This is a genomic window from Pyrobaculum calidifontis JCM 11548 (genome assembly GCF_000015805.1).
Classification (GTDB): Archaea; Thermoproteota; Thermoprotei; order Thermoproteales; family Thermoproteaceae; genus Pyrobaculum; species Pyrobaculum calidifontis.
Genome location: NC_009073.1, coordinates 189,382 through 211,611 on the forward strand (window position 1 = coordinate 189,382; position 22,230 = coordinate 211,611).

Below are 22,230 nucleotides of genomic sequence, written 5' to 3' on the forward strand. Positions count from 1 at the left end.
TCTCGCGGTGGAGGAGTTTCTGAGGGAGTGGCTGGCCGTGGCGAGGCCGTACGTCGTCGCGGTAAACTAATACCCAGACGTGGACATGTTGCTGGCCTTCCAGCCTATAGTCATTGCCCCAGGAGCCGCGCCCTACTACCGCGCGCCGACCCCCGCCACTACGTTGTACAGCAAACCACAAGCCAATAGCCAAAATACCCCTCCACGAGATTAAGCGGCTGGCCCAATGACCCCCTTTCTCCTACTTATCTTGCTGACCGCCCCCGCCCTCCCTGCTACACTGAGGCGATGGCTCTGCCTTACGTTCACTTTGTCCAAACAGCGATTGAAGTGCTGGAAGAGACGCTCCGACAAGAGTTATACCACCTAACAAGAAGTTAAGTAATATTCCGATATAGAAACTTGTAATATCTCTAAAATCGTTAGCAATGTCTGTGTCTGTTAAGTCAATAATCAAGTTGGTAACCATAATAAAAAGCGTCGCCACCAATCCTGAAGAAGTAAAAGAAGCCCCCCATACGAAGAATACTAGCATAGGTCTCGAAGACGCTTCTATTTTCTTACTGCTTATTCTCTCGGAGAGCTCATAGTACGTTATATAGAAAACCATTAAGAATAAAAACAAAATTATCATCTCCAAGTATGCTCGAGGCGTTAATACAAAAGATCGAGATAAACCAATGATTACGATCATGGCTAGTATAACAAAACCTATGAAAGTAATCTCAAGGAGATGCTTTACAGCCCACCTTATTATTTTACTATCATATGCGCCTCTAGACATGTCGAGTTTTTTAAGTTTCGGTATATAAGGCTTAAACTCGGAGAGGATACAGTCAGCCATTTACTTCTTGCAAAGGTTAAGGTAGCGCCTGGCAAGGGGAAATGGGACTCGTGTCTAGAATCTGCGACGAGGACGGCTCTGCCTGGGAATTTGGCCCTGGAGCGGATAACCAATAGGCTGGGTATCTAGTCTTTTTGGTTATTAATACCCAGACTTCGTTAGTATTAGACAAAAGCCGTGGTGCGGCACTTCGCTCCCTCTTTGGCCAGCTGGAGATAGCGACATCTTGTCTCTGGTCATGAGGTGACAAAGAGAAAGAGCGATGTGCCTGGTGTTTCATTGTCAAATGGAGGCACCACTCTGCCCAGCCATCCAGCTCGTCATCGCTCTCTACCCCGGCGCCTTTCATCTCTTTGATCTAAGTTTATCACTGAAATTCTAGCAAATTTAAATTTTCTCGTTTTTAGCAGTATGTGGGGGGTTGTTTTCCCACCGAGGGCGATTTCGCGATCTTAGAACTCGTCGAGGTGAAAAAGCGCTATCCCATTGTCAAAATTAACGCGGTGCCCTACCTCGTGGAGGCCGTCCACAGATACTTCAAAGAGGCTGAGGGGCGCGGCTGTGTAGTGGACGAGGGGCTTAAGCGCTACGTGGCCGAGAGGATTAGGTCGTTGCTTGAGAAACACGGCGTCGACTTACGCACCATGTTGACCTACGACCTACACGGCGTGAACAAGGACGTGTTAGACGTCTTAAAAATGCTAGGCCTAGAACAAGCGCCACCGCCGAGGCCCACCGCCGCACCCCATCTCCCAGTTCCCAAAAAGTCCCGCGCCGCTGTCAGCGCCCCGCCGCCTCCCCCGCCTTCTCCACAGTCGGCGAAACCCATACTCCCGCCCCCAATGCCGCCGCGTGGCTACAAGCCCCCACAGCGCCGTCGAAATGGCGTTGATATTAGCTTCGCGCTCAAGTTCTTCGCCTTTGTCGCCGCGGTGATTGTGGCCGCTGTTGGTCTCCCCATGCTCTACCTAATCGTGTTTGAACACGCCACCATAACCCCTACCTTCGCCAACACGTTGGACGACCCCGCTGTCAGGGTCGCCTTCGAGACGTTGAACCGTTACAGGGTGGAGAACGGTCTCCCGCCCCTGGAGTTCATTACGCTGAAGACGCCGCTGTTTAGGGCCGAGTACATCTACAACCACAGCCGCATGAGACACTACGATGTCGAGGGAAGACACCCCAACTACTACTACACCCTCCTAGACGGCGGCGTCTATGCAGTGGAGGAGAACTTGGCGAAGACGATGTGTGGGCCGTGTATTGCAAGAGACGTCGTTAAGCAAATCTACGCCATGGTCTACGACGACTGGCTCAGCTTATGGGGGCACAGGGACTCGTTACTAGACCCCTGCAACAACAAGGTCTCCATAGCCGTGGCGCGGGACTTCAACACTATCTACACCGTGGTCTACATGGTGGCTGTGTGGGCCAATTGGATTGAGCCGCCGCGCTACTACAACGGCACCTTCTCCTTCAAGGGCTACGTCTACCTCCCGCCTAGGGGCAACTTCTATGAAATATTCATATACCGAGACGTGCCGAGCCCACTGAAGTACGACGACGTCTCCTACAATATAGGCGAGCCGTATGCCGCCGTCCTGCCGCCCACCGTCTCCATTGAGTATTTAAACGTCACCAACATACGGGCAGATCGCTACGTCTTAAGACGCGAGGGAGATAGGTGGTACGTAGATGTGGCTTTCCGCTTTGAGCCGCCAGACAACGCCCTTTACACCGTGGTAATGTTTGCAAACTCGACGGGGGTCAAGTGGGAGCCTAAGTCGCCATGGGGTTGGGATAGACTACGCAGATGTGAAATTTTTGAATACACCATCGGCTAGGCTTGTCCTCTTTGCCTACCCCTTCCTCATTTAAAGACGTTGGCACCGTGGAGTACTTCAGAGGACAGCGCCAAACAGCGGAGGCGCTCATAGTTGTTCAACTCATATAGGCGTAGTGGGTGGGGTATGCAGGTAGCCGTGGCGCTGGGGTAAGGGTAGAAGGCCGACGACGTGGATAAGCTGAAGGGGCGTGGGTGGATCAGGGGCTAAAAGACGCTGCGGCAAACCTCAGTGGGCAGTCGTGATGGCGGCCATGGCCCGGCTAGAGAAACTCGCGAAAGAGTTTAGGAGGTCTCTGTACGAGTACCGGTTGGTAATGGTTATAAAGAATGTTGCTCGGTACTACCATGTGGCGGACAAAACTGCTACTGGTCCTGGCTTTCTTACTACTCCTGTCGGCGGTAGCCTCGGCGCAGATAAAGTGGGCTAAACATATCAATCCTACAAGCGGAATAGACAAGGGCTATGGCACTTGCCTGTTTGGAAACTACCTAGTAATAGTGGGTAGGGCTGGTGACTCGCCCTTCCTTGCGCTGTTGGACAGAGAGAGCGGGGAAGTGGTAAAAATGTGGAGTAGAGGAAGCGGGTGGTTTATCAACTGCATAGCCGTAGGCGACAGTCTGTACGCGGCTGGATATGTGGAGGAGCGAGATGAGTATTACCAAATCTACGTATTTGACAGAAACCTAAACGTGATAAACAGAGTTCAAGTGAACAATGCCGGCCTTAGAGACATCATATACTGGGACGGGTACTTCTACATCGGGGGGTATGTGTGGAAAGACTTCGGTGGCCAGTATAAGCCCGTGTGGTATATAGAGAAGAGGGCCCCCGACCTAAGCCTTGTGGCCTACAGGGAGATATACGACGCCAACTGGGAGGACAGCGATGTATACAACGTTGGCGTAAACCCAGTCACGGGGGATGTGTGGGCTGTTGGCTATTACACAGTCGGCGGAGTAGAGCGCCCCCTCGTAGCTATACTAGACAAAAACCTAAACCTCAAAAGGCTCATACAACTCCCAGGCTACACCGGATTTTTCGGCGGTATATGCTTTGACAGAGAGGGAAACGCCTACGTTAGCGGCAACAGGACCACTGTTAAGTATGACAAAAGCGGCAACTATATAAAAAGATACAGCGGTGGTGGTCTTATTACATGTATTAAAGATAGGCTATACTCATTTGCGCATGTAAATGCTACAGTGATAGTTCCTATGCATCAACTTGTGTACTCAGTAATAGATATGGAGACAATGGAGAGAATTAAACAAGTAGATCTTCCTGCCTCTAGTATTGGCATATTTAACTTAACTACTGTTTACGCCCCCGGCAGACCGTCTTTTGACGGGCGGTATGTCTACGCGGCTGGCGTCTTGGATCTCGGCTTTAGGACAGAAGGTGGGATGATCACTAGGGATACCGAGATCGTGGTTTTTGCCGTGCCGGTCGTGTCAACGGTCAAGGTGGTGGACTCTTCTGGCCGCCCGCTTGCTGGCTTTGTTGTAAGAGGCGTTACCGACAGCTATTCCCTTGTCAACTCCACTGGGGCCGACGGCGTTGCGTCGTTTTGGGGTCTGGCGCCTGACGTCGTCTACGTCTTTGACAGAAGTGGGCGGTTGGTGTGGGTTGGCAATGTCACCTCGCTTGTTGCCACCGTCACGGTGCGTTTGGCCAACTCCCTTCCTGCCACAAGCCCGGCCGACTTGAGAGGCTACTTAGTGTTGAAGAGAGTGCTCTTCATAGACGGCTCAACTAGAGACGTGAAATACAACTTCCAGCTTGCCAACGGCGTTTTAACCGTGGAGGGGGACGTGCCGCTGGATGTGCCGTACCCAGTGGAGGTTTATGTGACAGAGTTCTCCATTGGCTCCGCCACTCTCGTACTGCGTGGTGGAGCCTACCTCGCCTATTCTGGCACGGCGAGGGACTTAGCCAACGGCCTTGACTTCGGCAACTTGTTCACTAGGCTGGAGGTCTCTGCGGTGGACTCCACGGGCGCCGCGAGGAGTGACTGGGCTGTCCAGTTGATCTACCAAGGCGCCAAATTAGCCGAGGGGAGGGGCGCGCTCACCGTCGTTGTGCCGCGTACCTCTGTGCTTGGCCAGCCCTACGTGGCCAAGGTCGTCACCACGGCCCTCGCGCCGGATGGGTTGGCCGCTACAAGGGAACAGTTAGTAGCAGCGGAGGGGGACAGAAGGGAGGTGCGGCTGGTGGTGAACACTACCAGGGTAACCGTGTTGGCCGTGGATGGGTTTGGGCAGAGGAGGGATTGGCCGGTGGAGATCGAGAACGTGGCGAGGGGTGTGGGCTATGTGTCTGCTGAGCTGTTGGATGGTGCCGTGTATACGGCCAAGGCGTCGGGCCTTGGCTTCACTAACGTGACTAAGTTTGTGGCTAGGGGCCCGGAGATGTCCGTGGCTGTGAAAATACCCACGGCCCGTCTCACGGCGCGGGTAGTGGACGGCTTTGGCAATGTGAGGAGCGACTGGCCTGTGGAGGTGGTGGGCGTGGGCTCTGGGCAGGGTTCCGTCGCGGCTGAGGTGCTTGCTGGGCGGTACATGGTGAGGGCCACGGCGTTTGGGAGAGAGTTTGCGAGGGAGGTGGAGGTGGCGCCTGGCCAAAATGTCGTTGCAGCGGTGCAAGTGCCCACGGCGCGGTTGAAGATATACGTCGTAGACGACGATAGGAAGCCTATTGACCAGTACGTCACTTCGGTGGAGGTGAGCGGTCCAGTGGCTCAGAGCTTTTCCAGGCCTCCCGGCGACATAGAGGTATTGGCAGGACAGTACACTGTCACTGTCACAGCCTTGGGCAAGCTGGCGTCATCGCAGGCAGTGCTACAGCCCGGCCAATACGCCACAGTTGAAGTGCTTGTGCCAGGCACCGCTGGGATAGACATAGGGGGAACCCGCATCACGTATTCAACGCTTTATACAATACTGGGAGTAGCCGTAGCTGTGGCTGTGATTGGCTTTGTCGTAGTGAGGTTGAGATCTAGGGGGAAGGGGCATTGACCGAAAGACCAGATAACTCCGTCTGTTGTTATCAGCGAGTTGCTTTGTTGGAGGGCGTCGGTGTTGCTCACAGCGCTTTTTAGAAGCGTGAGACGCTGGGGGGAGCGGCTGACGCCCCTTCGTCGTAATTGCGCTGGGATGGGTGGCGAATTGTGCACGTGGCGGTGGGCAGAAGTCGGTTGATGTAGAAGGCGTAGGGGCGTTACGTTTCCACTGTCTCTATACATTCGCCGTATTTTTCTTCCCACTTTCTAATTCTATGGCCGCGTTCGTTTATCCACTTTACGATGGTGGTGGGGTCTCTGCTTCCCACGTGTCTCTCCGCCGCGTGGTGGTAGTACTTGGCGAGGCGCCACAGGCAGTCGTTTACGGCCTTTGCGCCGACGTCCCTGGCGAAGGAGAAGTAGCGCAGGTCCCGCTCCGCGGTGACGACGTAGAAGCCGCGCCTCGCGCCCATTGTCAAAATAGTGGCGTCGTAAAACCCTACGTGGGGGTCGTAGGCAAGGTCGTCAGGCTCAACAGCGACAACCTCAATCTCGCCCACGCCCAGTGGAAAGATTGCCTCATTGGCGCATTTAAACAGCTCTTGGGTCAATCTGATTGCCTCCTGGTGAGACTTTCCGCGTGAGAGGGCGACCTCCCGGGCCTCCAGGAGGGCCAAGTCTGGTACATACACCTTGTCGCTTTTTCGGAGGAGGTCTATGATCCTCTTGCGTATTGTGGCGTCTCTAGGCGTCTGCGGGCACAGTGCATATAGTATGCTGGTGTCCAATAGGAGGGGGCTCCTCTCAGTTGCCAGCCTGAGTGCAGACTCGAAAAAATTGTGAGAGAGTATTCCAATTAGTCGCTGACATGTTCTAGACGCCTCCTTATCCGTAGAAACTCCTCGACGGAGGGGCACCCAGGGCACCTCTCCCTGTTCCGCTTGATTTCCTCGCGGACTTGCCGCGCGTACTCCAGCACCTCAGTCATTTTGTGGCCTATAAACTCGTACTTGACGCCGCTGAGGAGGGTCTTCTTTTCTACGAGGCGGCGGAGCCCCTCTACGCCGTACTTTTCAACTATCTTCTTCACACGCTCTAAAATTGGCAGGAGGTCGCTTGGGATCTCGAATGAGCCGGCCTTCTCTATCCTTGGCCACTTGCCGCCTCCCACTACGTGCACCAATCCCGCTGCCTCAAGCTTGGCGAGGCGTTCCCGCCAGCCCTCGATGATGTAGCCGTGTTCTCCCACGACGACGTGTTGGGCCAGCTCTGGCCTCTTGAGTGCGACGTAGGCGAAGGCCTTGTTTAACAGCCTGAGGCTGACGTTGCCGAAGTAGTGTACTATGGCGGCGATCGTCTTTTCTACCTCGTCGAGCGCCACGCTTCTCTCTGCTAACACGTTATTGGTAATGCTTTGCCTTAATTTATTTCTTTTCCATGTTACACGGCGGGGTGTAAAGATGGCTCTTGCGGAAGGGGTCGGCACGTTGCTTCAGTTAAACGATGTGTACACTTTGAGAGGGGGCGGCCCTCTGCCGCCTGTGGGCAACGCCTCCTCTCGCAATTTTTATTGTCTGTGTAGTTCTTTCTGTGCCTAGTTGGAGGGTGCATAGGGCGCTTGTGTTGCTTGCGGCGCGGGAGGTGGGGCTTCCGGAGGGGCTCCTTGGGGGTCTTCTGCGGGGGGTGGTGGAGCCCGACGAGGTGCCCGACAAGGTGCTTGTGTCTGGGAGGAGGCGCTCCTACTTTAGGCGGGTGGGGCACCACGGCCAGTTGCACCGGGCGCTTGTGGAGTATTACTACAACTTGGCGTGTTTTTACAGGGCGAGGGGGGACTTGTACAGCGCTGGGAGGGCCCTTGGCCGCGCGGCGCATTACCTCCAGGACGCGGCGGTTAAGACTAGGAAGTGGCTCATTTTCGACGTCCACGACGAGGTGGAGGCCGAGATGGGGAGGCTAGTCGGCTCTCTTCCGCATGTGTGCTCCCGACCCGCCGGCGACGCCGCTGTGTCCCTCTGCAAGGCCTACGCGGACACCGTCCAGCTGTTTAGGCGCTTTGTCTCAGAGCCCGTTGTCGACCGGGCAACTGGGAGGCGCCTCCTGTGGAGGGGGCGGCTGAAGAAGTGGTCGGCCATTGCTGCCCTCGGCTCTGCGCTTGTGGCTTCTGTCTTTGCGGCGTTGGCGTGGGGTTTCCTGGCCTCCGTGGCGGGGCTCTACCTGGCGCTTAGGTGGACCCCAGGTGAGTACGTCGCGGCTATGCGGGCGGGGGTGCACAGGGTAGAGCCGCCTGGCTACGAGACGGCGATGTAGCGGCTGGGCGCCTTCGCCGCCGCTGTGGGGGCGGTGGACGCGTTTGGCGGGGGACCGCGGTCTGCGTGGTGGGATGTTTAAATTTGTGGGGGTGTGGTGTACCTGTGTGATGAGGGTTCGGGACACTATGGATGGGTGATAGGCACCTGGAGGGCTGACTGTGTGCATTGTGCGTCTAGGAGGGGGGCTACTGGGGCCTCTGCCAGCCCCTCGTCTATGGCCCATATTGCCGTGGCGAGTACTGCCCTTGAGGTGGGGCCTAGGGGTATGGGGGTCTGGAGGGGGGTGGGGTCGTGGTGGTGGTCGGCGTCTGGGCAGCCGCGCCCCGCGGCTATTAGGGTGATGCCGGGTATGGCCTCTCTGGCCCTCCTGGCTAGGGCCTTTGCGAGGGGCTTGTCGGCGCAGGGTAGGACTAGGGTGTCTGCGTGGATGGCGGCGGCGACCACCTTGTCTGCGAGGTAGTTGTAGTAGGCGTATTCCATTACCTGCTCGATGTCGGCCCCGTCTTTCGCATATCGGCACTTCCCGCCGCAGGCTAGCTCTATTATGCGGCCGGCGGCTTCGTCGTCGGTGTAGAACTTGTCGATGCCCATGTCCGCCAGCCTCTTGGCCACGTGGGGGGCCACGTGTTGTACGTAGTGGAGGGTTGGGGTTAGGTATAGGACTGGGGCGACTATTCTCCTCCCCTTGTGGTAGATCGCGACGCCGTCTTCGGTTAGGTAGAACTCCATTATCTATAAATATGTGTGGCTTTATGTAGCTTATGGATTTCGAACTGTCTAGGGAGGATAGGCTTTTTCTCGAGTCTGTGAAAAGCTTCGCTGAGAGGGTCATTGCGCCTAGGTGGGTTGACTTGGACGAGGGGAAGTGGCCTATTGAGGAGGCGGCGGCTAGGCTGGGGGAGGCGGGGCTGTTGGGGATTCCCCTCAGCTCTAAGTACGGCGGGCAGGATGGGACCTTCCTCCAGGCGGCTTTGGCTGTGGAGGAGTTGGCCTATGCCGACCCCTCGCTGGCTGTGCCGGTGTACGTGCTTTTGGAGACTGCGTGGCCGTACATGGTTCAGCGGTATGGGAGAGAGGAGGCGAAGGAGGAGGTTCTGCCGGAGGTGGCCAGGGGGCGGGCGTTTGTGGGCATTGGGTCCACGGAGCCGCAGGGGGGCAGCGACGTGGCTTCTGTGGTCACGAAGGCGGTGAAGGAGGGCGACTTGTGGAAGCTCTACGGGGAGAAGAACATGGTCACTGGCGTGGCTACGATTTTGAATCTCCCGTACGGCGGGGGGGTGGTGGCTATTACGAGGACGGGGAGGGTGGAGGACAAGCACAGGGGGATTACCACGTTTTTGGCGTTGTTGAAGAGGAGGGGGAGGGTCACCCCCGGGTTTACGCATAGGGACTGGGACGAGATTGGCAGACACGGCTTGCCCACGGGGTACTTGACCCTAGAGGGCCTGCCCGTGGAGGAGGTGTTTATGCTTGGGGAGCTGAACGGCGGGTTTAAGGTGGCGATGGAGGGGTTCAACCTGGCCCGTACAGTCATCGGCGCTGCGTCTGTGGGCGCGGCGCGCTGGCTCCTCGATAGGGGGCTGGAGTGGATTAGGCAGAGGGTGGTGTTTGGGAGGCCCATAGCCTCGTACCAGGCGGTCAGCTTCAGGTTTGCCGAGCTGTATGCGAGGCTTCAGGCGGCTCAGCTGGCGGTGTACAAGGCGGCGTGGGTTGCGGATAGGTTCTACAGGGGGGACTCGGCTTTTACTGTGCAAGACGTGGCGACTGCGGGGGCTGTGGCTAAGCTCTTGGCGGTTCCGCTGGCGGTGGAGGTGGCGTTGGAGGTCATGAAGTGGTTTGGCGGCGCCTCGTACTTCAAGGAGACGAACGTGGCGAGGGCCCTCCTGGGCGTACTGTCCTACTACGTGGGGGCTGAGGGGGCTGAGAACATAATGAAGTTGATCATTGCCAGAAACGTCGTTGGGAGAGAGTTTGTGTGAAGAGGGTAGAGGGGCTGAGGGTACAGCTAGACGCAGTTGCGTATCTGAAGTCTGTCAAAAAGCTTTTGGGTGTGACGTATAGAGAGCTCTCCGCCCTCCTCGACATTCCCGAGAGTGTCCTCTCGCGGTACGCCACTGGGGACATGTTGCCGTCGGTGGCCACTGCGGAGGAGATGTTGGCCAGGCTGGAGAAGGCCTACCCAGTGCCCGAGGTGGTGAGGGCCAAGGTGAAGGTTTACGAGTCGTATGTGGACATGTCCTTTGCCTACCTCCCAGAGTTTTGGCAGCTGTACGAGGTGTACCTGGCGCGTAGGTTCGCCGGTGTGGAGGTGGACAAGGTCTTGACCGCCGCCGTGGATGGCATCCCGCTCGCCGTGGCCGCGGCGTCTAGGTTCGAGGCGCCGCTGGTCGTGGCTAAGACGTATAAGGAGCCTGGGGTTGAGAACTACGAATACACATATCTCAGGGAGGGGAGGCCGGCCACGTTGTATGTCCCCTCGCCGCTCTTGAGGCGGAGGGACAGAGTGCTCATCATAGACGACATAGCTAGGACGGGCCGCACTCTTAGGGCTCTGGCGGAGCTGGCGGCCAGGGCGGGGGCCGTGGTGGTGGGCGCCTCTGTGCTAGTGGCTAAGAGCGGCTTCAGCGCAGGCGTGGACTTCCCCGTCGACGTGTTGTACACCTACTAACTTTAAAAGGGGGGCGTGTATTTACATATGATCACAGTGTCAGACGTGCTCAAAAGGCCCCCGGTCACTCTGCCCGAGTCTGCCACTATTAGAGATGTGGCGACTGCGCTTTCTCAAAACCGCGTGGGCCTCCTCGTCCTGGTGTCAAAGGACGACCCGAAGAGGCCTGTGGCGGTGGTGTCGGAGCGCGACGTGCTTAGGGCGGTGGCGCAGAGGCTGGACCTAGACGGGCCTGCTATGTCTATTGCCAACAGGCCCATAACTGTGTTAGACACAGACCCGGTCTACGTGGCGGCGGAGAAGATGAGGGCCCACAACATAAGACACGTCGTAGTTGTGGACAAGGAGGGCAGGCTGGTGGGAGTCTTGTCCATAAGAGACATATGCTTCGAGAGAGCCGCCCTGCTCGAGCTGGCGGCCCGGGAGGCGCCAGCGACGCCTTAGGCAGAGGCGCCATGGCTAAGTGCAAGGCTGTCGCAGTGGTGTCCGGGGGGCCTGACTCCACTTGCTACACAGCGCTGTGGATGAAGCGGGGGTGCGACGTCCACGCCCTGTCCTTCCTCTACGGCCAGAAGGGGGCTGTGGAGGTGGAGAAGGCCCAGGCGGTGTTGAAGAGGCTGGACGAGCTTGCGGCTAAGCGGGGCTGGGGCCGTGTGGTGGAGCACAAGGTGGTGGACTTGTCCTCCCTTGGGGAGCTGTGGAGGGGCACTCAGCTCACGGACGCGGGGGTGGCGGTGGAGCGCGAGTACGCGCCCACGGTGGTTGTCCCCATTAGGAACGTGGTTATGGCCGCCGTGGCCACGGCTTATGCCTACACTCTGAGGGCGGTGTCTGGGGCAAAGGTGTACGTCATCCTCGGCTCTCACTACGATGACATAAGGCCGAGGGAGGACACGTGGGAGCCCCTCTACCCCGACTGTAGCCCCGAGTGCTTCGAGGCGTTGCAGGCGGCGTTTAGGATATGCCACTTCCGCGGCGAGAGAGACGTGGAGCTGTGGACTCCCTCGAGGGAGGGGTTGCGCAAGTCTCAGCTGTTGAAGCTCTGCTACGACGAGGTGGGCAACTTGGTGTATGAGACTTGGTCGTGCTACCTCTCCGACGAGGCGCACTGCGGGAGGTGTGAGAGCTGTAGGAATAGACACAGGGCCTTCCTGGAGGCGGGCCTCCCCGACTGCACTGCCTACCTCTCGCCGCCTGGCGACGGGTTTGAGAAAAGGGGCAACTTCTACATCCACGTGAGCTGCACTCACCGGCAGAGTCGCTTGTAGAGCTGGGGCCTGCGGAGGCGCAGAGTGGGCACAGTCTCCCTTGCCTTTTCCACGAGCGAGAGGTCGAGCTCCACGACCCTGTACCGCTCGCCTACGCCCAGCTCGGCCTCCACGACGCCGAATGGGTTCACGACGAGGGATCTGCCAGTGAAGCGCTGGCCGTAGAGCGCGGCCACGGCCACGTACATGCCGTTTTCAATGGCCCTGGCCCTAGCCAAGACGTGGAGCGTCTCCTCCTTGAGCGGCCCCGCGTACCACGCCGCGGGCACTAGGGCGATCTGCGCGCTGGCGAGGGCAAGCTCTCTGAAGACCTCGGGGAACCGGAGCTCGAAGCACACGGCGAAGGCGACCCTGGCCCCCTTGACCTCGTACACCGGCGAAAGCTCTCCGCCGGGCTCCACAAACGCGGACTCTCTGTACTCATAGGCGTCGAATAGGTGGGTCTTTCTGTAGAGGCCGCGGACTTTGCCGCTTGGATCCACGAGGAGGGTCGTGTTGTAGACCTTGGGCTTTGGCCCCCTCTCGAGGAAGGCCCCCGCTACGTAGGCCCCCGCCTCTGCGGCAATGCGGGCGAGCTTGTCGGCGAAGGTCTGCAACTCATCGGCGCGTTGGTAGACCTCCTCGGGGGGCAGGCCGGTGGGGTCAAAGTTCGAGTACTCGGGGAGCAGTATTAAGTCTGGCTCACTCCCCGCAGCCATTTTCGCCACTGTGTCTACCGCCCCGGGGCCAATTTGCGCAATCCCAAGCTTAAACATGCTCCACGGAAAGTGGCCCTTTATATTCTTAAGGTATTTATACTAGCTCTTGCTCTACTGTGTGTACGGCTATTCAAATAGGTTGGTGAAGGTGGATTTGTCTAGTGGCAAGGTGGTTGTAGAGCCGTTGGAGGTGGGCGTGGCGCGTCGGCTTATTGGGGGCAAGGGGTTGGCCAACTGGCTTTTGTACCAGTACGGCATTTGGCGTTTTGACCCCCTATCGGGAGATAACGCAATTGTCTTCGCCACGGGACCCCTGGCTGGCAGTATGCTTCCAATGACCACTAGGGCTTGGGCAGCCTTTAGGTCTCCTCTCACTGGCATATTGGGCGGGTCTAACGTGGGCGGGACGTTGGGCTCTGTCATGAAGTACGCCGGCGTCGACGCACTGATGATCGTCGGCAGGGCTGAGAGGCCCGTGTACCTAGTGGTGAGGGGTGACGGGGTGGAGATAAGAGACGCGTCGCACATATGGGGCAGAGACGCCATTGAGACAGAGGAGGTCTTGAAGAGGGACCACGGGAGAGATGCGGCGGTGTTGGCCATTGGCCCGGCGGGGGAGAACTTGGTAAAATTCGCCTCTATAAACCACGAATACTGGCGCCAGTTTGGCAGAACTGGGGGAGGGGCTGTCCTAGGCTTTAAGCGGGTTAAGGCGGTGGTATTTCTGCCAGTGAGGCGGGAGGTGGAGGTGGCCCGCCCAGAGGAGTTTAGGGAGTTTGCCAGGAGGTTTGTCAAAAGGTTTGTAGAAGACGCGGGGATAAGGGCGTACAGAGAGGGGGGCACCCCCAGGCTTGTGGAAGTGGCCGCCTCCACGGGCTTTCTCCCCTCGAAGTACTGGGCTGAGGTCACTATAGAGGGGTGGGAGAAGATTGCCTGGCCTAGCATTAGGGCGGGCTACTTCTTGGGGCCGGGGGCCTGTCTGCACTGCCCAGCCGCCTGCCACAGGCTTGTGGAGTCTAAGAAGTTCGGCGTTAGAGTGGACTTGGAGTATGAGACGATATACGCCTTGGGTAGCTTGTTGGGCATCACAGACTTAGACTGTATAATCAGGTTGAACGACTTGGCGGATAGGCTGGGCATGGACACCATCTCCCTTGGAAACGTGGTGGGCTTCGCCATACGTATGGCCGAGAGGGGGGCTATAAGCCTCGGCGTGGGGTGGGGCGACTGCGAGGGGGTGGAGAGGCTTGTGTTAGACATTGCCTATAGGAGGGGGGTTGGGGACTTGCTGGCGGAGGGGGTCAGGGCCTTCGCCGAGAGGATTGGAGCATTAGACGAGGCCGTCCACGTGAAGGGGCTAGAGCCCGCTGGGTACGACCCGCGGACTCTTAGGGGAATGGCCCTCGGCTTTGCGGTGGCTGGGCGGGGGGCAGACCACTTGGGCACTATGGCGTATGCCATTGACATAGCTGGGAGGGCGGGGGGAAGGCTGAGTCTCTCTGAGGAGAAGGTCCGGGCAATTATTGAGTTTGAAAACCTCGGCGCCGTGATGGACTCGGCCCCCCTGTGTAAATTTGGGCGGAGCGTCTACACCTTCGACGTAATTGCCGAGGCGCTTAGAGCCGTTACTGGGTTTGACTACACTGGGAGAGAGGTTGCGGAGGCTGGGGCGAGGATTGTCACATTGACTAGGTTGATAAATGTTAAAATGGGGGTGGACAAGAGGGCTGACCTTTTGCCAAAGCCCTGGCTTAGGCCTGTCAAATTTGAAGGTGTTGAATACTCCATTGACCCAGCCGAGTTTGAAAAAGCGTTGGAGAAGTACTACGAGCTGAGAGGCTGGGACAAGGAGGGAATTCCAGGGGAAGAGGCGCTTAAAGGCCTCTGAGAATCGACGCCATTGCCCTGGCGTTTTCCAACATGGCGTGGTCGTTGTTGAAAAAGACGTAGACCCGCTCGGCCCCCGTCTCTACGATGCGCCTGGCCACCTCACGGAGCTCCTCCTCGTCGTAGTAGTGGGAGTACCAGAAGGTGCGCCCGTGCATCCTCAAGTACACCACGCCCCCCGTGGCCACTATCCAAGACGCCTCCGGGGAGTCCACAGACACAGCCACGAAGCCCGCCCTCTCGGCCCACTTAGCCGTGGCCTCGGTAAACCAGCCGGGGTGCCTAAACTCCACGGCCGCGCGCCTCCCCAAGAGGGCCGCCACCGCCTCCACTCTGCGCATGTTTTCGCCGCTGGGCCGAAAGGTGGGGGGTAGCTGAAAGAGGTAGAAGTCCACTAGGGGGTCGAGGGGCTTGAAGAGGCTGAGGAAGTTGCCCAGCCTCTCCACAGCCCTATCCGAGAGGCGGCCGAGGTGAGTGACGCCGCGGTGGACCTTCACCGCCCACCTCAGCGTCTTTCCCACCTCTGCCCACTGGGCCACCTGCCTCGGCGTGGGGTAGCGGTAAAAGCTTGCGTTTAGCTCAACTGCGTTGAGGCCCGAGTTTTCCACGTACCACTTAAGCGACTTGCCCAAGTTCCACGAGTAGAGCCAGCCCGAGGTGCCGACATATACTTCCACGGCTACGCCACAGCCCCCCTCTTTTTCAGCTCTGCGATCTCCCCCTCGGTATACCCCAGCTCTTTTAACACCTCCTCAGTGTGTTCCCCCAGCTTGGGAGGCGGTGTGTAGTTGCCCACGTCTATGGCCGTGGCTTTTATGGGATTTGCCAACGTCAATATTTTTCCAATCTCTCTGTGTTCCGTCTCTACGACCATGCCTCTTGCCTTAACGTGTGGGTCTTGGACCACTTGGCTTACCTTGTATACAGGCGCGACGGGGACGCCCGCCTTTCTCAACCTCTCAACCCAATAGGCCACATCTTCTTTGGAAAAGATCTCCTCGAGTAGGGGGATTAGCAGGTCTCGGTTTTTTACTCTGTCGTAGTTTGTCTTAAACCTCTCGTCCTCTGCCAAATCTCTCCTCCCTATCGCCTCGCAGAACATTTTCCAGAGGTGGTCGTTTCCCACGGCGAGTATGAAGTACCCGTCTCTGGCCTTAAACGCTTGGTAGGGGACAATTGTGGGGTGTGCGCTCCCCATCCTCTGGGGGTCTTTGCCTGAGGCAAAGTAGTACCCCGCCTGGTGGGTTAGAAGCGAAATCGCGCTATCCAGAAGAGCCATGTCGATGTATCCGCCGACTCCGGCGTAGAGGTGAGACAGTATCGCAATTACGCAGTACATGCCAGTCACTATGTCGGTTATAGGCACGGCGAATTTTACAGGCGGCCTATCCGGCTCCCCTGTTAAATCCATTAGCCCACTCATGGCCAAGGCTATGAGGTCATAGCCAGGGAGGTCTCTGTAGGGGCCGTATTGGCCAAATCCACTGATAGAGCAGTAAATTATGTCGGGGTTTATCTTAGAGATCGTCCTGTAGTCTATGCCCAACTTCTCTGCCACGCCGGGCCTAAAAGACTCTATGAAGACCCTAGAGCTTTTTACAAGTCTGTACAAGACCTCTCTCCCCTTTTCCTCTTTTAGATTTATAACAATAGACCTCTTCCCCCTATTAATTGAGGCAAAGTAGGCGCTGTACTTCTCGGCGTAGAAAGGCGGCCCCCAATCTCTGGCGTGGTCCCCCTCGGGCGGCTCCACTTTAACAACATCTGCGCCTAAGTCCGCCAACAACATTGTGGCAAAAGGGCCCGCCATGGCAGAGGTCAAGTCCACAACTCTAACCCCCTTCAGCGGGTAGATAGGCATATGTATGAATTTTATGTTCTATAAATTGTGTTGACGTATTTTAAGAATAGGCGTGGGGAGTAGGTATGACCCGCGGCGGAGATAGGGCGGCGGAGTGGTCGCCGTTGGTTGTAATATCTATGTCTGCGGTGCTTGCCCTAGTCATAGTGGCGTTGTTCAATTTTACAGTGCTTGAAGTAAATTCCACGTTTCTAATTGTGCCATGCGGCTCGGTTCTCAAAATTTCGTTTACGCATTCTGTATTTGACCAGCCTGTGGTTATCACTGGGCGAGTGTGCCACAGGTTTTACAATCTCTCAATAGGTGGCAGTGACGCGGTTGTGGAATACTATAGCCAGGGCTGGTCTATGGGCACAGCTTCTGCAGACACTTTATCGTTTTGCACAATGTTAGGCGTAAATATAACAATTAATGAAATAAGTTTATTTTTAAAAAATAATTGCTTAACTATAAGAGTTGTTTGGTAATCACTTTGATAATGCTTGACAAGCTTGTTGCAGCCCTGCTTCGCAGAAGTATTTCAAGGCGCCTTGGTGGTAGGGGATTTTGCCGCCTAGCGCTATTAGCGCATTCTTTAGGTTAGTGTCTTTGGCCGCCGCCACGGACTTCTGGAGTATGTCTAAGTGTTCGAATACGGCTTTTGTAATCTTGTAGGCCACGTCTGCCGGTAGGTCTTTGTGACATACGAAGAAGTTCCAATATGCCAGTGTCACGGCGTCTTGAGGCGCGCCGTATACGCTCGCGGGTATTACACCCCTAGCCGCGACGCCGGGGTATTTCTCTGCGTAGGCCTTTATCACGTCGTCGGGGATGGAGATTAGCACAATTTGGTCTCCCCGCTGTTTTAGAAGCGCACTTAGCTCGACTATGCTGCCTGTGGGCAGTCCGCCCGACCAGAAGAATGCGTCTATTGTTCCGTCTGCAAGCGCCTTAGCGCTTTCCTGTACACCTAGTTTTTCCCACTTGGCGAAGTCTTTTGCCGGGTCTATGCCGACCAGTTGTAGAACAGATAGCGCATTTACCTCAGTGCCGCTACCTGGCGCGCCTGTGGAGACTCTCTTCCCTTTCAGGTCGTATATCGTCTTAATGCCCGTGGAGGCCTTTGTGACTATGTGGAGGTAGTTGGGGTACATGGCCCATAGAATGGCTATCGGCGCCGTCTTATTGGCGAATTTTGGATGCTGGCCTGTGTACGCTAGATATGCGCTGTCGGGCAACGTAGTGGCGCAGTACTCCACGCCGCGGTCTCTAATTAGCAAAAGATTGTCAATAGAGGCCGCCGTCTGTATTGCGTTAGCTCTAATGTCTGTGTAATTGTTCAAAATAGAGGCAATTATGGACCCGTAGTAGTAGTAGACCCCGCCAATTCCGCCTGTGGCTATGGTTATTCTGGAGACTGTGGGAGCCTGCGTGGTGGTGGGCTGTGTAGTTGTAGTGGTTGGAGATGGAGTGGCGGGCTTGGGAGTGGTAGTGGGGGGAGGCGTCGACGCGAGCCATACGGCTAATACTGCGGCGATAATTACCACTACGATTGCTATTAATATGCCGACTTTTTTATCCATAGAACGTTGTATTAATTTCATATTTAAATGTTGCCGCTATGCCTATTTAATGTATATATAGGACTCTGTTCTAGAGATACATGAAGTATGCCTTTAATTTAGCTTTGATAGTTAAGGTTCTAGCTATTTTGGGCGCTTTATACCAACTAGCCCTGGTTATATACCCCTATTTTCTACATGGAGTTCCAATTTTTGACTATACTCAGCTCGTGAGAGCTACTCACATATTTTTCCTCCTCATAGTGGGGTATCTGAGACTTGCTGCTATTCCCCTGCAGTACAGGTTTAGATTAAGTGGGATTGTGCTTTATCTACTTACCTTGCCTTTCTTATTTGAGCTTTTTTACATACTTCCACTGCCGCTGTTTGTATCTGCCGTTGCTGTTTGGCTTTTGGCTTTTATGCCGGTGTGCATTAGGTACGTCGCCGCGGCGCTTGGAGTAGCCGCGTTAGCTCCCTACATCTACATAGTTGTCAACTATCAAGAGCTCATATACCGGGCTATTACGCCATACCCCCTTGACGTACTGATGGGATGGATTGAGCTTCTCCTAGTGGCTGGGCTAGTGTATAGGTTTATAGGGCCTGTACTACCCGGCCTTGTATATGTCTTCATGCTGTACACGCGGTACGGCTCTTCTCTGCCAGGTCAATGGGCCTCTCCGGGCCTGCCTCTAGACCTGATTATAGCAAAGATATACATAGAGACCGAGGCGGCGCTGTGGGGCATAGTTACAAACGTCTCAGTTATGTACATAGCCTACTTCATGATTTTCACCGCCCTCCTAGCCGCCTTGGGGTTTGGAGAAGAGGTAGCTAGAATTGCCATGAAGTTCATTGGCAAGAGGCCTTGGGGCGTGGGAAACGCCGTAGTGGCCGCAGGAGTTATGATGGGCATGGTGTCTGGCTCCGGCGCCGCCGACACTGCGTTCATAGGCGGCACTTTTAAAGACTTATTCAAGAGGGCAGGCTATAGCCCCTATGTGGCCGCTGGCCTCGTTGCCAACGCGGGTACTTTGGCGATAATTACCCCGCCGATCATGGGCTCCGCCGCGTTTATCATGGTGGAGATCCTCGGCATTCCATACCTCTGGGTGATAGTAATGGCGATAGTCCCAGCGCTCCTCTACGCCTGGTCTATTGCCTCCTACAACAGGTATTATGCAAAGGCTGCGAATTTGAGGCCTGTGGAAGTGGAGGTAAGCGGGTTGAAGTACTACGTATTTGCCCCCATCGCCCTTATTGTAGCACTCATAGCGCTTGGATTTTCCGTTAGGCTGTCGGTTACCGTGGCCATATTTTTCACAATTGGCATGGCCTTAGCCCTTCCCTCGTTTAGGCCTAGGGCTACGCGTATTTGGAGCGGCTTGGCCGAGGGCATTTTGTCTCTTGCGCCTATTGGGACATCCATCGCCATGGCCAACGTCATGATGAGCATGGTAGTGCTCTCGGGCCTTGCCAACACTTTCTCACAAGCGCTCCTCAATATAGTTGCCAATAACTTGCTGGTGGCGATCCTATTTGCCTCAGTTTTCACGCTCATAATTTCGCTTGGCATGACGCCGACGGCGGCTTACGTCTTGTCGTCAGTGCTCCTGGCGCCCGCTTTGATAAAGCTTGCCGAGGTCTCGGGGGTCCCCACTATTGTCGCAACTCTAGCAACGCACATGTTCCTCTTCTACTACGCCATGATGGCAGACATAGACCCATTTACAGGCCTGTCCACCTACGCCGCCGCCGGGGTCTTTGGCCTTAGGCCCATAAGAGTGGGCATTAGGGCCATATCCGTAGCCGCGGCTAAGTACTTCTTCCCACCTCTCTCCCTAATATCCTACAATGCCGCCGCTATCTATGTTTTGCCAATACTTTTAACATCGCCTCCGCTGACGGCGGCCTACTTAATAGGCGTGAGAGTGGCCGCGGTGGCCGCCGGGGTCTGGCTACTCTCAATCGCAAACGCCGGATTTTACAGAAAGCCGCTACCCCTAGTTGCCAGGCTCATAATAGCGGCGCTGGGCATCGCCATGATAATACCCAACGAACTAGTAAACCTAGCCTCCTTCGCCCTGGCTCTAGCAATACTAAGGCTGAGGTATTAGGAAGACTTCGAGCAAACCCACCTACCTCTTTGCCTCTCTTATGAGCCACTTGTGAAACGCCGTAGTTGTGAGCTCCGGGTGGAAGGCCGTGGCTAAGACCGAGCCTTGCCTCACCGCGGCGTAAACTTCGCCGTAGTCGACGTGCCGCAGGGAGGCCAGGGGCTCCACAGAGGGGCCTATCTTCACCACCGCGGGCGCCCTTATGAACACGGCGTTGACTTTCCCAAAGCCCCTCACCTCCAGCTCTGTCTGAAAGGACTCCCGCTGGCGTCCAAAGGCGTTTCTAACCACAGATACGTCTAAGAGGCCGAGGAGGCTCTGCCTGGTCTTGCCTACCCTCCTGTCCACGGCCTCCTTGGCTAAGTATATCAGCCCGGCGCAAGTGGCGAGGATGGGCAACGTCGCCTTTTTAATGTTGTCTTCAAGCCCCTTGGCCTTGGCGAGTTTGCCTATTGTGGTGGACTCTCCGCCGGTTAAAATAAGCGTCGAGATATCCGCGAGGTCTTGCGCATTTTTCACCTCCACCACCTTCACAGAGAGCCCCAGCTCTGCCGCGGCCTTCTCTAGGGCGTAGCGGTGCTCCTCTACGTCTCCCTGGAGGGCCAATATGCCAATTTTCATACTCCGCGGGTCTGGAGGAGCTCCTCCGGCTTCAGCGCCCTTATGTCTATACCCATCATTGACGCCTTTTCGCTCACCATCTTCTGCGCCTCGGCCACCGCCTCGGGGTCGTCCCAATACGCCGTGGCCAAGACTATGGCTTCGGCCCTCCTCTCGGGGTCTTGGCTCTTGAATATGCCCGAGCCCACGAAGACGCCGTCTGCCCCCAGCCACATCATAAACGCCGCGTCCGCCGGCGTGGCTATGCCCCCAGCCGCGAAGGTGATGACTGGCACTCTCCCCATGTCCGCCGTCAGCTTCACGACCTCGAGGGGGACTTGGCACCGCCTGGCGTAGTCCCTGAGGTACTCCTCGTCGTCTCTATGCGCCGTAAGGTCCCTCACCGCGCCGTATATGGCCTTGAAGTGCTTCACTGCCTCAGCCACGTTCCCCGTCCCCGCCTCCCCCTTGCTCCTAATCATTGACGCACCCTCAGAGATCCTCCTCAGCGCCTCGCACAGCTCCCTCGCCCCGTTTACAAAGGGCGTCTTAAACAGCCATTTGTTAATGTGGTGTTGCTCATCCACGGGAGTCAAGACCTCCGACTCGTCTATCAGGTCGACGCCTATCTGCTCCAAGAGGACGGCCTCGTAGAAGTGGCCAATCCTCACCTTGGCCGAGACGGGGATAGTTATGGCGTCCATCACCTCCTCAATTATCTTTAGGTCGGCCATTCTGGCCACGCCTCCGGCCTTCCTAACGTCGTAGGGCAACTTGTCGAGCACCATGACTCCCACTGCCCCGGCCTCCTCAGCCACTTGTGCCTGCTCCACGTTTGTAACATCCATGATAACCCCCCTCCTGAGCATTGCGATAAAGCCCAACTTGACCAGGGGAGTCCCCACCGCCAAGGGCACCTCCGCCGGGTGCCTAAAGCCGGCCTCCCTCAGCCTATCCCTCGCCTCCGCCAGCCTGTAGAAGAAGTCCCTAATCTTTTCCAATTCCACCACAGCGGGGACAATTGACATATGTGAACAATGTGCGCCCTATAAAAACGTTATCGCGCCGCGGAGCCCGCAGATTCCCTCCCCATTCCGGGGGGACATCTCCACGGGCCCCAGGGCCATCGGCGGCGGATTCCCTCCCCTTTCTGGGGGGACACATCCGCCTACCTCACACATAAGAACTTTGCTCATCTTTAAAAGCCTTGTGATAGACTTCGTAGACGAGAGTGGGGCAAAGTCCTTCTGACACTGCGTGGCGCTTGGGGCTGTGGCGTTTCAGCCGTGGCCCGGCGTGTCCCACCTAGAGCTGGGCAGACACCTCGTAGAGTGCATTAAGAAGATGTTGCGCGTAGGCGGGGAGCTGAAGTGGCGCGACGTGGTTAGGAGGGGTAGGCCGGAGGCCATCCTCGCCCTCATTCAAGCCGCGGCTGAGGTGAGGTACACAGCGTTCCACTACACGGGTGAGGCAAAGCTGGCGGCTAGGCTGGAGGAGCTCGTCCGGGGGGCCGACCTAGTGGTGTTGGACAACCAGCTGTTGCCCAGGGGCCTTAAGGTCGGAGTTAAAACGGTCGAGCGCGACTGACA

General features: G+C 56.6%; 21 protein-coding genes. 10 read left to right on the plus strand and 11 right to left on the minus strand.

Annotated elements, in window-relative coordinates:
- Positions 1–241: 241 nt before the first annotated feature.
- Positions 242–784, minus strand: coding sequence for a hypothetical protein (locus PCAL_RS01045; protein WP_193322782.1), 543 nt, complete (start codon positions 782–784; stop codon positions 242–244).
- 473 nt (positions 785–1,257) lie between these two features.
- On the opposite strand from PCAL_RS01045, the gene PCAL_RS01050 reads away from it, so the two are divergent.
- Positions 1,258–2,688 carry a CAP domain-containing protein gene (locus tag PCAL_RS01050; RefSeq protein ID WP_011848887.1) on the plus strand — a complete coding sequence of 477 codons (1,431 nt, stop codon included), beginning with the start codon at positions 1,258–1,260 and terminating at the stop codon, positions 2,686–2,688.
- Between the two features lie 347 nt (positions 2,689–3,035).
- On the plus strand, positions 3,036–5,705 hold the full coding sequence (locus PCAL_RS01055; RefSeq protein ID WP_193322783.1) for a hypothetical protein: 2,670 nt from the start codon (positions 3,036–3,038) through the stop codon (positions 5,703–5,705).
- A 202-nt stretch (positions 5,706–5,907) separates the two neighbouring features.
- Here PCAL_RS01055 and PCAL_RS01060 read toward each other — a convergent pair whose 3' ends face one another.
- Together PCAL_RS01060 and PCAL_RS01065 are read right to left on the minus strand one after the other, a co-directional pair.
- Complete coding sequence (locus tag PCAL_RS01060; RefSeq protein WP_011848889.1) at positions 5,908–6,477, minus strand: PIN domain-containing protein; 570 nt, start codon at positions 6,475–6,477, stop codon at positions 5,908–5,910.
- Positions 6,478–6,545: 68 nt separating this feature from the next.
- Positions 6,546–7,088: a hypothetical protein gene (locus PCAL_RS01065; RefSeq protein ID WP_011848890.1), complete on the minus strand. Its 543-nt coding sequence runs from the start codon at positions 7,086–7,088 to the stop codon at positions 6,546–6,548.
- Between the two features lie 191 nt (positions 7,089–7,279).
- Between PCAL_RS01065 and PCAL_RS01070 the strand changes: the two genes are divergently transcribed.
- Positions 7,280–7,996 carry a hypothetical protein gene (locus tag PCAL_RS01070; RefSeq protein ID WP_011848891.1) on the plus strand — a complete coding sequence of 239 codons (717 nt, stop codon included), beginning with the start codon at positions 7,280–7,282 and terminating at the stop codon, positions 7,994–7,996.
- A gap of 125 nt (positions 7,997–8,121) precedes the next feature.
- Here the strand turns inward: PCAL_RS01070 and PCAL_RS01075 are convergent, their stop codons facing one another.
- Positions 8,122–8,727 carry a hypothetical protein gene (locus tag PCAL_RS01075; RefSeq protein WP_011848892.1) on the minus strand — a complete coding sequence of 202 codons (606 nt, stop codon included), beginning with the start codon at positions 8,725–8,727 and terminating at the stop codon, positions 8,122–8,124.
- Positions 8,728–8,759: 32 nt separating this feature from the next.
- Between PCAL_RS01075 and PCAL_RS01080 the strand changes: the two genes are divergently transcribed.
- Genes PCAL_RS01080 through PCAL_RS01095 form a run of 4 tightly spaced genes read left to right on the plus strand, consistent with a single transcriptional unit; the run spans position 8,760 to position 11,934 of the window.
- Complete coding sequence (locus PCAL_RS01080) at positions 8,760–9,977, plus strand: acyl-CoA dehydrogenase family protein (RefSeq protein ID WP_011848893.1); 1,218 nt, start codon at positions 8,760–8,762, stop codon at positions 9,975–9,977.
- A complete protein-coding gene (locus tag PCAL_RS01085; protein WP_011848894.1) occupies positions 9,974–10,666 on the plus strand; it encodes a phosphoribosyltransferase family protein in 693 nt (230 codons plus the stop codon). The genes PCAL_RS01080 and PCAL_RS01085 overlap by 4 nt, the downstream gene beginning before the upstream one ends.
- Before the next feature lie 27 nt (positions 10,667–10,693).
- Positions 10,694–11,110, plus strand: coding sequence for a CBS domain-containing protein (locus tag PCAL_RS01090; RefSeq protein ID WP_011848895.1), 417 nt, complete (start codon positions 10,694–10,696; stop codon positions 11,108–11,110).
- A gap of 11 nt (positions 11,111–11,121) precedes the next feature.
- Entirely contained in the window at positions 11,122–11,934 is an 813-nt protein-coding gene (locus tag PCAL_RS01095) for a 7-cyano-7-deazaguanine synthase (RefSeq protein WP_011848896.1), read from the plus strand.
- Here the strand turns inward: PCAL_RS01095 and PCAL_RS01100 are convergent.
- Positions 11,913–12,689 (minus strand): carbon-nitrogen hydrolase family protein, encoded by a 777-nt coding sequence (locus PCAL_RS01100; protein ID WP_011848897.1) that lies wholly within the window; start codon positions 12,687–12,689, stop codon positions 11,913–11,915. The two genes, PCAL_RS01095 and PCAL_RS01100, sit on opposite strands and share 22 nt — an antisense overlap.
- 61 nt (positions 12,690–12,750) lie before the next feature.
- On the opposite strand from PCAL_RS01100, the gene PCAL_RS01105 reads away from it, so the two are divergent.
- Positions 12,751–14,520 (plus strand): aldehyde ferredoxin oxidoreductase family protein, encoded by a 1,770-nt coding sequence (locus tag PCAL_RS01105; RefSeq protein WP_011848898.1) that lies wholly within the window; start codon positions 12,751–12,753, stop codon positions 14,518–14,520.
- Here PCAL_RS01105 and PCAL_RS01110 read toward each other — a convergent pair.
- From PCAL_RS01110 to PCAL_RS01125, 4 genes are all read right to left on the minus strand, one after another.
- Positions 14,507–15,196, minus strand: a complete 690-nt coding sequence (locus tag PCAL_RS01110; RefSeq protein WP_011848899.1) for a DUF72 domain-containing protein — start codon at positions 15,194–15,196, stop codon at positions 14,507–14,509. The two genes, PCAL_RS01105 and PCAL_RS01110, sit on opposite strands and share 14 nt — an antisense overlap.
- A 2-nt stretch (positions 15,197–15,198) precedes the next feature.
- Positions 15,199–16,380 carry a CaiB/BaiF CoA transferase family protein gene (locus tag PCAL_RS01115; RefSeq protein WP_011848900.1) on the minus strand — a complete coding sequence of 394 codons (1,182 nt, stop codon included), beginning with the start codon at positions 16,378–16,380 and terminating at the stop codon, positions 15,199–15,201.
- Positions 16,381–16,420: 40 nt separating this feature from the next.
- Positions 16,421–16,567 (minus strand): hypothetical protein, encoded by a 147-nt coding sequence (locus PCAL_RS01120; protein ID WP_193322784.1) that lies wholly within the window; start codon positions 16,565–16,567, stop codon positions 16,421–16,423.
- 280 nt (positions 16,568–16,847) lie between these two features.
- The gene (locus PCAL_RS01125) at positions 16,848–17,942 is read right to left on the minus strand and encodes a TAXI family TRAP transporter solute-binding subunit (protein WP_193322785.1); all 1,095 of its coding nucleotides are present in this window, start codon (positions 17,940–17,942) and stop codon (positions 16,848–16,850) included.
- A gap of 80 nt (positions 17,943–18,022) precedes the next feature.
- On the opposite strand from PCAL_RS01125, the gene PCAL_RS01130 reads away from it, so the two are divergent.
- Positions 18,023–20,041 (plus strand): TRAP transporter permease, encoded by a 2,019-nt coding sequence (locus PCAL_RS01130; protein WP_011848902.1) that lies wholly within the window; start codon positions 18,023–18,025, stop codon positions 20,039–20,041.
- A gap of 21 nt (positions 20,042–20,062) precedes the next feature.
- Here PCAL_RS01130 and pdxT read toward each other — a convergent pair whose 3' ends face one another.
- Entirely contained in the window at positions 20,063–20,662 is a 600-nt protein-coding gene (gene pdxT, locus PCAL_RS01135; protein WP_011848903.1) for a pyridoxal 5'-phosphate synthase glutaminase subunit PdxT, read from the minus strand.
- Positions 20,659–21,669, minus strand: coding sequence for a pyridoxal 5'-phosphate synthase lyase subunit PdxS (gene pdxS, locus PCAL_RS01140; protein ID WP_011848904.1), 1,011 nt, complete (start codon positions 21,667–21,669; stop codon positions 20,659–20,661). The genes pdxT and pdxS overlap by 4 nt, the downstream gene beginning before the upstream one ends.
- Before the next feature lie 244 nt (positions 21,670–21,913).
- On the opposite strand from pdxS, the gene PCAL_RS01145 reads away from it, so the two are divergent.
- On the plus strand, positions 21,914–22,228 hold the full coding sequence (locus tag PCAL_RS01145) for a hypothetical protein (protein ID WP_193322786.1): 315 nt from the start codon (positions 21,914–21,916) through the stop codon (positions 22,226–22,228).
- Positions 22,229–22,230 lie beyond the last annotated feature (2 nt).